Genomic DNA, 13,394 nt, shown 5'->3' on the forward strand with positions numbered 1-13,394 from the left:
TTTTTTCAGTCTTTCCGTATCTTAGCACAGTTGAAAGAAAGGCAGAGAGCTTCTCGCCCCATTCCCCTATCCTCCGCTCACGGGAGGAATTAAGACGACTTCATCGCCAGATTCTAGGATTCGATCGCCCTCTACAAACTGTAAATTAATCCCAAACCGGGTTAGGGGTTGCCATGGGGCTAGTTGGGGATATTCAGTAATCATACGATCGAGTACAACAGAAACGGGGGTATGGGGGGGAAATTCCCAGGCCAGTTCAGGTACACCATAGGCTTCTTGATAAACGGCAAAGAGCTTAATGGTGATCGGAATAGGAGATGTAGCCATAATTGCTAAACGACACTTAAAGACATTAATTGATCGCTCATTTCAAAGTTAGGAGTGACAGTTTGAATATCATCTAAGTCTTCGAGAGCGTCTAGTAATTTAAGCAGCGATCGCGCTAAGTCTTCTTCTTTTACATCTACCGTCATATTCGGTATCCAGCGTAACTCTGAGGTGATAATCTCTAGTTTTGCTTCTTGTAGGGTTTGCGTCAAGTTTTGCAGATTGCCTGCCTCGGTAAACACTTCTACAGTTGCCTCATCATCGGGATCGTCAACCCATTCGTAGGTTTGCGCTCCTGCTTCGATGGAGATTTCTAATAACTGATCTTCATCTACTTTACCGGTAAGTCGCACGACTCCATTCTGGGTAAACATCCAGCTCACACATCCAGTTTCCCCTAAGTTTCCCCCATTTTTATTAAAGGCTTCCCGCACATCTGCGGCTGTACGATTACGCTTATCGGTGAAAGCTTCAATCAGAATAGCCACGCCACCAGGCCCATATCCCTCATAGCGGATAAACTCATATTGGTTATTATCGGCTTCCCAAGTGCCTGCTCCTTTGGCGATCGCTCGCTCAATATTGTCATTGGGAATTCCCGCTGCCTTTGCCTTTTCAATTGCCGTCCGTAACTGAAAATTCCCTGCTGGATCGGCACCACTGCGAGCCGCTACAATAATTTCTCGCGAAACTTTAGTAAATACTTGTCCTCTTTTTGCATCTACCCGTGCTTTCTGACGCTTAATATTTGCCCACTTACTATGTCCTGCCATAATCCGGTTTAGGGATTTAATAATCTAACTTTTCTTAATCTTGAATCATAACATATTCCAACTTTAAAATCAACTCATCCAGACCTATTCAGCCCCCTTGAGCGCTGCCACTACGTCAATCAACTCCCGAGGTTCTGAGAGCAAAAAATCTGGATCGTACTCTGATAAAATCTCTGGCCACTGAAATCCCCAACCAACAGCGATCGCCTTAACTCCGATTTGATGGGCCGCTTGAATATCACGCACTTCATCCCCTATATAGATTACTTGTTCTAGAGACCAACGTCGCTTTTTGATTATCTTCTTAATCACCCGACTTTTTCCGAATACATTTAACTCCGATTCAATAAACTCAAATAAATGATCTAACTGGTATTTTTTCAAAAAACTATTGACATTCTCTCGTCCATTTGAGGTCACAATTCCCAAGGTATACCCTTGATGCTTAAGGGTCTCTAATACGTCTGCCATACCCTCAACTAAGCTCAAAGTATGAATGGCTTGATTCATTTCCCGTCTTAGCCGCAGCATCAGGAAGGGAAGCTTATACCAAGCCACTCCTACTTTCTTGAGAACCTGTTCCGTAGAGTTGTTTCTGAGGTAATGGAGTTCTTCTGGCGAAGTGGAGCGATAGCCAAATTCGGGAGCAAGACGGTTACTAATTTCAACCACTAGATCCAAAGATTCTGCTAATGTACCATCAAAATCAAAGATGAGGTGTAGAGTATTCAGCACCACAATTACAAGAGGATATGGGGACAACCGATCGGGATAACATCAATAGAAGTCAGGATTATGGACAGGGGCGATCGCTCAGGGGACTGGTCTGGAGCTGAGTGAGGGAGGCTGGCGTAAGGGTAATTGGGGTGATGGGCATCCACTTAAAGACTGTAGTTTTATCAGCCTCTTGGGAGATGTAAATGGGAGCAATTCGATCGAATTCCTCTTGGTTCAACTCTAGGGAGAATTTATGGAGGGTATAGACCGTAGGTAAATTATAGCCTTTAGAGATCTTTTGGCATAATTCAGTTCCTAGAGATAAAAAGCGATCGCTTGAGAGCGTTAAATCTAATTCTTCCCGAATTCCCCGCATTGCGGCTTGAATGGGTTCTTCACCTGATTTGAGCTTTTCAGATACGCCCGCGAGATCTCTTTTGCGGGTATCCCCTTGATCGAGAATTTGATAGGCTTCAAATAACTGAAGTTCGGCTGGCAGATACGTCACGCGCACGCAAGCGACTTGAATGTAGCGGATACCCTCTTGGATCACGGATTCTCCTGATTGAATCTCTTGTTGGAGTTGTGCTATTGTTCGTTGCATGATTTTACCTCGGGCAATTTTTAAAGATGTTTTTTATCGGGTTGCGATCCTTCTGCCATTGTCCTTCCCTCTTTTGCGTCAGTACAACAAACAAAACAGGACTATTTAAGCAAAGGTTTTCAGGAATATCAGTCAGAATTAAGATTTGTTTTATAAATCTTCTAGAACATTAGGAATCTTCTGTTTTCAGGAAGACGACCTATGTTAAACTACTGATTCAGGACTATTTTAGAGTTACCGGGGGCATAAAAAATGAAAACTGCTGCCATCGATCGGAGTTTAGTTTCTCCAGAGTGCGATCGCTATCCTCAATTTACGGAACCTCTGCAATTAGGGGTGATGGCATCGGGGAGCGGCGGTAATTTTGAGAGCCTATTAGAGGCGATCGCCGCCGGGAAACTACATGCCCGAATCAATGCCCTGATCTACAATAACCCAGGGGCAAAAGTTGCCGCTCGCGCTCAACGCTGGGGTATTCCTGCTATTTTACTCAACCATCGAGACTATAAAAAGCGCCGTCAAGAATTTGATGCTGCCATTGTCGAAACCCTAAAAGAACACGGGGTACAATGGGTAATTATGGCAGGATGGATGCGGATCGTTACTGAAATAATCCTCAGTGCTTTCCCTAACCGTGTGATTAATATTCATCCCAGTTTATTACCCAGTTTTCGCGGAATTCGCGGGATAGAAGATGCCTTAGAAGCCAGGGTGAAAATTACAGGATGTACCGTACATCTAGCGGATTTAGAAGTAGATACAGGGCCAATTTTAGTGCAAGCAGCGGTTCCCGTGCTACCCGATGATACTCCAGAAACCCTACATGCCAGAATTCAAATACAAGAACATCGAATCTTACCTCAAGCGATCGCCCTAGCTGCCCAGCAATATAGTGCGTTGTAGGGAATGGGGAATACCAAGATATAATAAGAGAAAACTCGGATCGGTTGAAAATCTCTAGTCCCTAAAAAAAAAACAAATGGCTGCGTAAAAATGACAATGGATGAGCGTGAGAATCAACAGGCATTTGCTGTAAGTGGCGATCGCCAAAGGGAACACGATCGATTACAGACCTTACAAAAACTTGGCTTACTTGACAACAGTAGTGTACCCATCTTTGAAGAAGCCACCCAAACCGTTGCCCACTATCTGCAAGTTCCCATTTGCATTCTAGGCATTGTCGATCGCAAAGTCGAATGGCTCAAAGCTGCCTTTGGTCTCTCCCGTCTGGGACTCATGAATGACCTAGCCGCCCAACGCTCCATCCCCCTAGAACATTCCCTCAGTCGTCAAATTGTCGAAACCCGCAAAAAATGGCTAATTGCTGATTTAGCTAATCATGAAGAACTCAGCCAAAATTTCCTCTATCAAGAATATGGAATTCACTCCTATTTAGGCCTTCCCCTCATTCTCTCTGAAGGCGAATGTATTGGAGCCTTAGCTGTTTTAGATCTTGAACCTCACAGATTCACCTCGCAAGAAATTTCCTATCTAGAAATGACAGCTCGCTGGAGTTTGAGTGAATTTGAACGTGCCCATATACTGAAAATACCCTCTAACCAAACTGGATTAGTCGGTGTGAGTGCAACGCCCCAAAATTCCTCTTCTCAAGAGTTCACCACCCACTCTTCCAGGCCTGCTCCGGCTATGGCCAGTAAAAACAAACTCCTAAATCAACTGACCCAAGAGCTACGCACGCCCCTAACCTCAGTCCTGGGAATGGCTAAAATGCTCAACACCGAAACCTATGGCCCCCTAACCCCAAAACAAAAAGAATACATGACCATTATTTACGATAGTGGTCAAAATTTACTCTCTTTAATTAATCAAATCTTAGAATTAGCTGTTCTTGATGACCTCGCTCCACCGCTCAAAATTAAGCCAGTTGATGTAGAAATGCTCTGTCAGCAAGCCACCAGTCATTTAGAGACTTTAGCTAACGATCAAAACAAACAAATTCGTTTATCTATTGAACCCGGAGTCCGCATTTGGCATGTTGATAAAGTATTAGTCCAACAAATTCTCTACCATCTGATTGCTAGTGTCATGGAGGGTGCAGCCGAAGAAAGTATCATTCGCCTTCATGCCTCTCATCGGGAAGATCAATTGTATTTTTCCATTTGGATTTCCCATCCTTGGCTTGGAGAAGGACTTCCTAACCTAGATGAAGTGAAACACTGGTTTAAACAAAAAGAATTAAGAGACTCTAAGCACAGTGTAGCTCCTCCTGATAGCTCTTCTGGTTGGTCTGAATCTCCTGCATATGATTCGGTAAAATCTGATGGGTTCACCGAGGTTTCGTCCCCATTAGAAACTCTAGAAGAGCAACGAGAGACTTCTAGTAGCTTCAAAACTAAAATGCAGTTTCTACGTTTAGAGTTAAGTTTTAATCTGGCTCAACTCCATAGAGGACATTTAGAGATTCAAGGGAAAAATGCGGCTAGTTATCGGTATATCGTAAAATTGCAAGAATATGTATAGCGCTTTACGCTAGGGAATAGGGAACAGGCAATAGGCTATAGGGAATGCTCTATCTCCATATCACTGTGTTTCCTTGTTCTCCCCATTCAAGACCTTTATCGTGATTACGGTGTGCGTTGTAAGTATTGGAAAATCAGTTCCGCAGCGAGTTCATTACCGGCAATATTCCAATGACTATCATTAGGTTTGTAGAGTTGTTCAAATTCTGAATATCCTTGAAAGTAAGGGAGGAGATCGATAAAATTAATCTCCGCTTCATTCAGTTCTTCTTGTAAGTATTGATTGGGTAAGCTAAAGTCAAAATCTTGGAGATTCATCTCTTGTGAATCAATGACTTTACTTTGTAGATTTGGATTGACTTGCAGTTCATCAGGAATCAGAATCACAAGCAGCTCAATATTCTGGCGATCGCACAACTCTTTAATTTCTCTTAAATACGTCATGGCTCCCCACACTTTGGATTCTAGTTCTGAATTATCGACCCGAAACAAGTCACTTCTGCCGATTTCAATTTGTAAATATTTCTCATCCGTGAGTGTGGGTAGATCGTCCTGATACTCTAGGTTGCCATGAATGACGGTTCCTTCATAACTGTTCTGAAGATCGATGAGGAATTTCCAAAACGAGAACACATAAGAATAGGATTCAATACTGCGTTTTGAATCATCAAAATCATTACCGATAAAGAAGCTCAGGATGACTCGATCTGGATTTAAGGCTAGTCCTTCAGTCACCAGAAGAGCAAGATAATCTTTTGGGGAAAGGTTAGGAATTCCCATATTAATGATTTCTACACGATCGTCTCGTTGTTTGAGTTTCTCTTCCAAGCGAGTATAATAGTTGTAGTTATAGGGAACGACACCATAAGCAAAAGAGTCTCCTATGCCCAGAATGCGGAAAGTGTTTGGCGCTTTTTCAACTTGAAACTCCACATCTTTGAATCCCTGAGAATTCAAGCGAAAGTTATATTCAGGTGCTAAGGGTTGGCCGCGAAAGCGATTGTAGGAGTTATCATGAAAAATGAAACTGGGATGCAAGTAGTTGTAGACTCGAAAGATAATTTCTGTTAATCCTAGGGAGATCAAGAGAATTAAGCCGATTTTAGCGAACGTTTGACTTGGTTTTTTAAATCTCATGCGATAAAAAACAGGATTTATTGATCCGTCACACTAATATCTAAGCTAAAGTCTGTGGACTCGGTAGCTAGGACATCAATGATATACTCTCCACTTTCGGGAACTTGAGATTCCCAATAGAGTAAATCATAGGCTTCTGGAATCAGTTCTCCTGTAGGATAGCGGATATTCAGGGTTACATTACCTTCAATTACCCTGACTTGCATGATCTGATCTTTTCTTACCCTGAGTAAATATCGCTGAATTTGCTCGCGATCGCTCTGAGAGTTGATTTCTATTCCTGTGGTTCCCGGTGCAAACTGAATCGTTTCACTGTTAATTTCCGGTTCCGGGGTTGGCTCTAGTTCTGGAGTCGTTTCCGGTTCTGGAGTCGGTTTAACGGGAATATTCAACTGCTCAATTTCCAGTTGATAATCTGTTTCCTGTAAGCCTCGCAAGGGACTAACGATGACGGCATATTCTCCAGAAATAGGAAAGTCTCCTTCCCAGAGGGAAATATCCGTGGAGCGATCGCCGATCTCCTCTCCTTCGGGAGTCAACAGCGTCATCAACACTCCATCCCCAGTAATAAACATCGAAAACCGATCCCCTTCCTGGGCAGAAATCAGATAATATTGGACTTCATTGGCTTTGAGCGATCCTTCCACCCTTGTCACGTCCCCCGGTTCAACCGTTAACCGTTCCTGATACGTGGTGGGTAAATTAGGAGGTTTAGGGGTTTGAAGGGGAGTTGGTGAAGGGGAAGAGGATAGAAACGGTGAAGGAGATACAGACGGTGAGGGAAAGGGAGATGGAGACGATGAAGGAGATTCTACCCCAGGATTGACCGTTTCCACCCTATCCTGACGCAACCAAGCACTCACCACCATCCAAGACGTAATCCCTGTAACCAACGCCACGATCGCCCCAATCATTGCTATTTTGGAACCAGACATAGGCTCGGTACCTGAAGATACAGAATTTTGATATTGAGATTGAGTATATTGAGGGGTAAGTGCTTGGGTTTGTTGCTCCGACAAACGAGGGAGAACGGTTGCACCACCAAGCGCATGTAAAATGCGCTCGGCACTTGGGAAGCGATCGCCCGGTTGTTCCGCTAACAGGCGCTCCAAAATCTGGGTAAACTGGGGACTCAGGGAAGAACTCGGCAGTTTCCAAGTCAGGGTTTGCGGATCGAACAATTCCGCTGGTTCCTTCCCCGTCAACAGCACCAACACCGTCACCCCTAGAGCATAAAAATCACTACTTGGGTAGGCTAAACCCATCTGAAGTTGTTCTCTGGGAGCATATCCCACCTTACCCACCGTTGTTGGCAAAGTTCCCGTTTCACTGCATAACTGTGTCGCCAGTTCTTTTCCTACACCAAAATCAATTAACACCGGCAACCCATCCCGTTGTCGCCACATCATATTATCCGGGGCAATATCGCGATGGATTACCCCTTGAGAATGGAGATATCCCAAAACCGGCAACACTTGAGCCAGAAACGTCTTGACTTCATCTTGCGAAAACACGTGCCCTTGTGCTTTGCGCTCATCGAGCAGAGTCTGATAGGATTTCCCCTCCACATAATCTTGAACTAAAAACAAGCGTCCCTCTTCCTCAAAATTGGCGCGAAACTGGGGAACTTGGGCATGTTGCAGTTTGTAGAGAATCGTTGCTTCCCGTTGAAATAACTCCTCAGCTTTCTGAAGTCCTTGAGGATTTCTGGAACTCGGGACAAACTCCTTAATGGCGCACAGTTCATTAAAGCGCCCCAAATCTTCCGCCAAGTAGGTACAACCAAACCCTCCTTGACCCAGAAGTTTCACTAACCGATAGCGATGTTGTAGAATCAAGCCCAAGGGTGATGACATAACAGACGTTTCCACTCACAACTCAATTGGATCTAGCGATCGCAATTGTTTTATTTTATTATATTTCCCCATCAATCCTCTTTTGCACCGGAAAATCGATTAATTTCTAATTGTAAATCTTCTACGGCTTGCTCAAGGTTCTGTAAAGCAAAACTGGTTTGTTCAAAGGTTTCTCTAAGATAAGTCGCTGTATGTTCAGAATCTGAATTGAGTTCATTTACCGCTTCAGTAATCTGATTCGCTCCTTCTTTTTGCCGTTGAATATTGTCGCGCATGGACTGAATTTCTGGACCCAATGCTTCCATATACTCTTTCGTAAAACTTTTCATTTGATCCACCCCATTTTTCACCGATTTTTGCATCTCTTTCACAATCGGCTGAATCGTTTTAGCAATCATTGCAGCTTCTGTTGCCAAATGACTAATTTCTCTCGCAATCACCGTAAATTCTTGACTGCTTTCACGGGTATTTGTTCTAGCTGCTTCAATCGAAGCATTCAGAGATAACATCTTGGTTTGTGTGGCGATTCCTGTTATCCTGTTAACAATCTGATTGACGCGTCTAGAGTCATTATCAATTTTTTTTAATTGCCCCGATAGAATATCAACTGAGTGATTAAGAGCAGTAAATGTAGTTTGAAAACTTTCAATCTTATCCAATAAGATATCAGACGTTTCCGCTATAATCTCAGTATTTCTCCCTACCTTCTGACTGCCCACCACTTGGTTATCAATCATGCCTTTGAGCTGGCGACTAGAATCTCGAATAAGCTGAGTAACTTGGGTTGATTCTAGCACTTGACTCCCCAAAACTTTTAATAAATTAATACTGTTTTTGAGATCTTTAGATAAATATCGAGTTTTAGTTTGATAGGTTTCTATGTATTCTAAGCACAGTCCAGTTAAAGGAACAAGATAGGCAATAATTTTCAGGAAATGGGCAATATTAAAATTATTGTCAAATAAAGCAGTTGAGCCAAAGGCCATATAAACTTGCGTAGCGACATTGGGAATCACACTAATGATTAATGAATCTGCAAAAATACTCGGTTCCTTTCTGTAAAACATGGGATATAAGACCCAGCCACTGAACAGAAATAACAGCAAAGGAATTACATCCCAGGGACGCGTAATTAGCGAATTGGGAAACATTGTTTCTGGAAGATGGTGACTGGTGGCAGAAAAGTAAATAATACCATAGGCAACAAAGCCAAATACGATACTGACTGAAAAAATAAGTCTAAATCGTTTTTTAGAGTTTTTTTTAGCTGGGGAATCGATGGAACTATTCATCAAAAGAATCAAAACTCCACCGATCATAATTAGGGCATGAAATAAACGACAAATTGCCCAAGTAAAGGGGATTAAATTTTCAGGATCGGCGACCGTATTAATTAAGCGATCGGAGGCTAAAGTATGAAAAGCATCCATAACTCCTGCAAAGAATAAAGCAATTCCTAATGTAGGAGTAATCGGATTGCCTTGGATACTATAATTGAGAAAACTTAATAGAACAATTAAAAGCGCCACACAACAAGCACTCCATTCTAAAATGGTATGTACAAAGCTACCGGCTAAGGCATAGTGCATGGCATCAACGACTTGACTGTTTTCCCAATTTAGAGCATCTTGGAGATCGAAAGATTGGCCGGGTGTTCCAAAGTCAAGTCCTAAGAGATTTAAGCTAAAAGGAAGGATACAGATCAGGACGACTATCCAGGCGATCTGACTAGGAACTTTAGGTTTACTATGATAGGTTGATGACATAGTATGTTTTTCTTCTTCAATTGAATATTCCTTTTAAAATACAGTATTTGACAATTAATATTCATCGAACCATACAGGCAAGAGTGATTATGTCTATATTGAACAATTGTAAGATAATTATTTCTGGTTTATGACAACCTGAAAATAAAGTGGGTTTTATCGCAGACAAAAGGAGAGTTAGGACATTTTCTATTGCGATTCGTGACTATTGCCTATTGCCTCAAACCATAACTTAACTGTCTTAACCATTTTTTCTCTGCTATATGATTATAGCAATAATACTCTTAAAAATTTTAATTAATATAGTTCTTCTTTCTTCTGGAAGAGTACAACGTGAAGCCTTAGATTCTAAGCAATACAAGTTATAGTGCTACGTTTTATGGTTAGGACATTTCTAAATCCTATAAGTCTTTCATCGTCTACGATTGCCTGTTGCCTGTTATAGCAGGGAAAGGGAGAGTTAGGACATTTTCTATTGCCTGTTGCCTATTGCCTATTGCCTTAAACCATCACCTAACTGTCCTAACCAACTCCTTTTCTGCTATACCTGTTCCCTAGCGCGAAGCTCTCTATGGCTAATCAACTACTTTTAGCCATCCGTTTTAGAGTGCTTCAAAGATTCGTTGAATTACGGTACGTTGTTCTGTAGTTAAGATAGATTCTGATTGTAAGGTACGCATGAGGAGTTGTTGATCTAACCGTGAAATTCTGCCACGGGCAAAAATTTGGGCGAGGACTTGCTCTATCATGAACTCAGAGAAAATGGCTTCAGCAGGCATGGGATTAGGTTGAACTCTATAGTTTGAGTATCTCCCGGAAGCCTGTGCCTAGCCGTGATGAGTTTCTCTGAGCTGGCGTGACACTTAGGGATCTTAAGGGTGATTAACTAGGATAGGGATAGTGATCGAGATCGCTCGATAGGAGTATCTAGGGATAATTAACGTATCGAGCAGACTCGATAGGACTAAAGTCCAGAGCTACTATTTCACCGTTGACTTGGACTCTAGGGGAGCATCAAGAACCTTGGCAATGCGATCGCGAGTTTTTTCTAAGTGAGCCTTAGTATAAGGTTCTAAGCCTCTTCCCCGTCGGCGCAAGGTGTTATCAATCCGATCTTCTAATTCCCGTAAGTTATACCAAGCTAGGGTAACGGCATCTTCAGGAACTCTAACTTGTCGTAAGCTCATCTTGCTTAAGACGGATACATACTCCCGTTGTAGAGCGCGACGGATACTGGAGAGATTGGCGATATCTCCATCAATAACTTCCGTCCAAATACTCTCTTGCAAGGTGGTGAAGAGTTCCGGTAATTTCAAGACTTCTTCCATCGAATCAGTTTTTAACTCTAGATCTTGCAGACGGGAAAGACGGGTGGGAGAGAGGAGATTTCGCAAGACAACCGTCTGTAAGAATAGGAGGCGATCGCTAATTGGATAATCCAACTCAAACAAATCTGGGAATGCCCCCCAATGAGACCAACGAGAGGGCGCTAATTGATTCAGCAACTGGGGTGAAAACTCAAAAGCTTTTGCGGAAAACACATTTTCATTGATCGCTTCTAAGGCTGCTCGTTGCTTCTCTACTGGCAGGGGTTGAAAGGGCAAACTGCCATTCGGATCGCCCGCATAATGGCGATTAAACGATTGTCCCCCCACATAGAGGGTTAAATTCATCGCATTGCGGAAATAGTAGAAAAACACAGCATCAAATAAATCCCGCATTTCACTGAAACTCTCTCCCGGAGCAGGCGATCGCCGATTTAACCGAGACCACATAGCTTGGGCATTTTCAAATTGCCATTGGGCATAGGTCAGGGGATCGCTACTGAGATCGAAAATATTCACCGCTGGGTCAAGACCACTGATAAAATCCTCATCCGTACCATAGGCTAATTCTGGTTCTGCCGCCCGTTGAGCAATTTGGCGCAATTCTCGCAATTCTGCTTCTGGAGAAACTGCATTTAGAGGTTTATACCCATATTCAATTGCCCAAATATCATAAGGCCCTAATTTGGTGGGAAAATAATCCCCTTGCGGTTTTCCTGGGGGCGCTAAATTCGGGGAGACATAATCCATCACCGACCCCACCATTCCCAGTGTACGGGTGATTTCTGGGTTTTGTAATTCTTCTGGACTCAGGAGGGTACTGCCATGGAAATTATGCCGTAATCCTAGGGTATGACCGACTTCATGGGCGACTAAAAAGCGGATAAATTGTTGTACATAATTCTCCATTTCTGGGCTACTGGGCAACACATTGTGCATCAAAGAAAGGGAGGTTGACCCGATCGCCAATTGCCGGTTAAACTCCTTGGCAAAGCAAACATCCCGATCTAAGAGAGATTTTGCTAAGGGAAACCCAGAGAGAAGATCTTTTTTCTCTTCCGATTCTTCCGAAAGGTCAACCCCCCGTAAATAACTTTGTTCTAGGGTGTTTTGGCAAAACCGTTGCAGTAAATTCTGTTGTTCTCCCCCTCCTGCGTCAGGATTGACTAAGGTTTGATATTGTCCTTTGATTAAGCGCACAACATTGGCATCAATCAAAATATCTGCATCTAAAATTTGTCCAGTTAGGGGGTTCGTGCGGGAAGGGCCAATCCCATAAAAACTGGGTTCAAAGGAACTTGACCAGCGCACCACATTGTAGCGAATATCGGCTGGAGTCCAGTCCGCTTGATCGGGCATTTGTCGCGCTTCGATCGCCTGAGGTAATCCTGCTTGGGCAAAGGCTTCATTCCACATCAGAATCCCTTCTTTGACCACCTGGCGATATTCTAGGGGAACGGTATTTTCAATCCAAAAAACTAAGGGTTTTCCTGGTTGGATATTCCAACGATTAATGTAACGCACAAAGGGATCGCGGCGATCGCTATTGCCAAAGTCCTTATAGGCGGTTAAAAAATAACCCACGCGCTCATCCGCTAACCGAGGCTGATAGTCATGGGTTGGCAATGGGGAAAAACTATAATGCACGGCTAAATTGAAAGCGCGGCTGTCCGGCAGGCTGGATAACCCGAAGCCTCCCCCTCGAAAGCCATAGAGGGCTTCAATTTCCAGATTTTCGGGAAAATTCTCAACTTCTGTAATATAAGAACTATCTGGAGCGACTGAATAGGTGCCATCGAGCAGATAGGGTAAAAACGTGGATAAGCCACTGAGATCCCCTTCTCCCATGACTAGATTGCTGACATCAATCAGTAAGGATTTCCGTTCTGGATGAACACTTTTAATTTCTAAGGAATACAGCACCGAATCGCTAAAGCCGTCCTGGAGCGATCGCGCCAAGGGATCGCCCGGATTCGTGCGAAAATTGGTTTGAGGAACCACAAATTGCACCCGGTCTTGCACTTCGCGAAACTGGAATAAAATCTCACCTATGGGCATTCCATTTAATAAAAATCCTTCGCCAATGCCACTCGATAGAGTCATCACGCATAAGAAATTCCGGTTCAGTTGTTCGGGGGCAATTTCTAAATAGAGATGCTTATTTTTTTCGGCTTTGTAGAGGGGAAATAAACCATCTTGTTTCTGAGTTCCTTGAATCACCTGATCGAAGGATTTAGGTGCTTTAGACTCTGATGCTTCTTCGGATTTGATCCGATCTTCAATAGTCTGGGAAACCTGTACCACTGGTGTAACTGGCCGATCGACAAATGTTCCCCAACTGGGCAAGATCGTGACCGCCAGAAATCCCAGAATTAAACCGGCAATTAGATATAGTCTTTTCATACCCCA

Annotated in this window: 11 protein-coding genes; 2 read left to right on the plus strand and 9 right to left on the minus strand. The window is 43.2% G+C overall.

The window, feature by feature from the left end:
• Positions 1-66 precede the first annotated feature (66 nt).
• The 4 genes from PN466_RS11970 to PN466_RS11985 all read right to left on the minus strand — a co-directional run bounded on the left by PN466_RS11970 (position 67) and on the right by PN466_RS11985 (position 2,421).
• Complete coding sequence (locus tag PN466_RS11970; RefSeq protein WP_271939865.1) at positions 67-327, minus strand: MoaD/ThiS family protein; 261 nt, start codon at positions 325-327, stop codon at positions 67-69.
• A gap of 5 nt (positions 328-332) precedes the next feature.
• Positions 333-1,100 carry a YebC/PmpR family DNA-binding transcriptional regulator gene (locus PN466_RS11975; protein ID WP_271939866.1) on the minus strand — a complete coding sequence of 256 codons (768 nt, stop codon included), beginning with the start codon at positions 1,098-1,100 and terminating at the stop codon, positions 333-335.
• A gap of 84 nt (positions 1,101-1,184) precedes the next feature.
• Complete coding sequence (locus PN466_RS11980) at positions 1,185-1,862, minus strand: HAD-IA family hydrolase (RefSeq protein WP_271939867.1); 678 nt, start codon at positions 1,860-1,862, stop codon at positions 1,185-1,187.
• Positions 1,863-1,893: 31 nt separating this feature from the next.
• On the minus strand, positions 1,894-2,421 hold the full coding sequence (locus PN466_RS11985; protein ID WP_271939868.1) for a hypothetical protein: 528 nt from the start codon (positions 2,419-2,421) through the stop codon (positions 1,894-1,896).
• Positions 2,422-2,673: 252 nt separating this feature from the next.
• On the opposite strand from PN466_RS11985, the gene purN reads away from it, so the two are divergent.
• Together purN and PN466_RS11995 are read left to right on the plus strand one after the other, a co-directional pair.
• Entirely contained in the window at positions 2,674-3,324 is a 651-nt protein-coding gene (purN, locus tag PN466_RS11990; RefSeq protein ID WP_271939869.1) for a phosphoribosylglycinamide formyltransferase, read from the plus strand.
• A gap of 96 nt (positions 3,325-3,420) precedes the next feature.
• Positions 3,421-4,902, plus strand: coding sequence for a GAF domain-containing sensor histidine kinase (locus PN466_RS11995; RefSeq protein ID WP_271939870.1), 1,482 nt, complete (start codon positions 3,421-3,423; stop codon positions 4,900-4,902).
• A gap of 104 nt (positions 4,903-5,006) precedes the next feature.
• On the opposite strand, the gene PN466_RS12000 is transcribed toward PN466_RS11995, so the two are convergent.
• The 5 genes from PN466_RS12000 to PN466_RS12020 all read right to left on the minus strand — a co-directional run bounded on the left by PN466_RS12000 (position 5,007) and on the right by PN466_RS12020 (position 13,388).
• Positions 5,007-6,038, minus strand: coding sequence for an SGNH/GDSL hydrolase family protein (locus PN466_RS12000; protein ID WP_271939871.1), 1,032 nt, complete (start codon positions 6,036-6,038; stop codon positions 5,007-5,009).
• Between the two features lie 17 nt (positions 6,039-6,055).
• On the minus strand, positions 6,056-7,894 hold the full coding sequence (locus PN466_RS12005) for a serine/threonine-protein kinase (protein WP_271939872.1): 1,839 nt from the start codon (positions 7,892-7,894) through the stop codon (positions 6,056-6,058).
• 71 nt (positions 7,895-7,965) lie between these two features.
• On the minus strand, positions 7,966-9,660 hold the full coding sequence (locus tag PN466_RS12010; protein WP_271939873.1) for a methyl-accepting chemotaxis protein: 1,695 nt from the start codon (positions 9,658-9,660) through the stop codon (positions 7,966-7,968).
• A 602-nt stretch (positions 9,661-10,262) separates the two neighbouring features.
• The gene (locus PN466_RS12015; protein WP_271939874.1) at positions 10,263-10,439 is read right to left on the minus strand and encodes a hypothetical protein; all 177 of its coding nucleotides are present in this window, start codon (positions 10,437-10,439) and stop codon (positions 10,263-10,265) included.
• A 201-nt stretch (positions 10,440-10,640) separates the two neighbouring features.
• Positions 10,641-13,388: a zinc-dependent metalloprotease gene (locus PN466_RS12020; protein WP_271939875.1), complete on the minus strand. Its 2,748-nt coding sequence runs from the start codon at positions 13,386-13,388 to the stop codon at positions 10,641-10,643.
• Between the last annotated feature and the right edge of the window lie 6 nt (positions 13,389-13,394).

It is taken from the genome of Roseofilum reptotaenium CS-1145 (assembly GCF_028330985.1).
GTDB lineage: Bacteria > Cyanobacteriota > Cyanobacteriia > Cyanobacteriales > Desertifilaceae > Roseofilum > Roseofilum reptotaenium.

Coding starts and splice junctions, on each gene's coding strand:
- PN466_RS11970 (WP_271939865.1), bottom strand. CDS start 327: ATGGCTACATCTCCTATTCCGATCACCATTAAGCTCTTTGCCGTTTAT.
- PN466_RS11975 (WP_271939866.1), bottom strand. CDS start 1,100: ATGGCAGGACATAGTAAGTGGGCAAATATTAAGCGTCAGAAAGCACGG.
- PN466_RS11985 (WP_271939868.1), bottom strand. CDS start 2,421: ATGCAACGAACAATAGCACAACTCCAACAAGAGATTCAATCAGGAGAA.
- purN (WP_271939869.1), top strand. CDS start 2,674: ATGAAAACTGCTGCCATCGATCGGAGTTTAGTTTCTCCAGAGTGCGAT.
- PN466_RS11995 (WP_271939870.1), top strand. CDS start 3,421: ATGGATGAGCGTGAGAATCAACAGGCATTTGCTGTAAGTGGCGATCGC.
- PN466_RS12000 (WP_271939871.1), bottom strand. CDS start 6,038: ATGAGATTTAAAAAACCAAGTCAAACGTTCGCTAAAATCGGCTTAATT.
- PN466_RS12005 (WP_271939872.1), bottom strand. CDS start 7,894: ATGTCATCACCCTTGGGCTTGATTCTACAACATCGCTATCGGTTAGTG.
- PN466_RS12010 (WP_271939873.1), bottom strand. CDS start 9,660: ATGTCATCAACCTATCATAGTAAACCTAAAGTTCCTAGTCAGATCGCC.
- PN466_RS12015 (WP_271939874.1), bottom strand. CDS start 10,439: ATGCCTGCTGAAGCCATTTTCTCTGAGTTCATGATAGAGCAAGTCCTC.
- PN466_RS12020 (WP_271939875.1), bottom strand. CDS start 13,388: ATGAAAAGACTATATCTAATTGCCGGTTTAATTCTGGGATTTCTGGCG.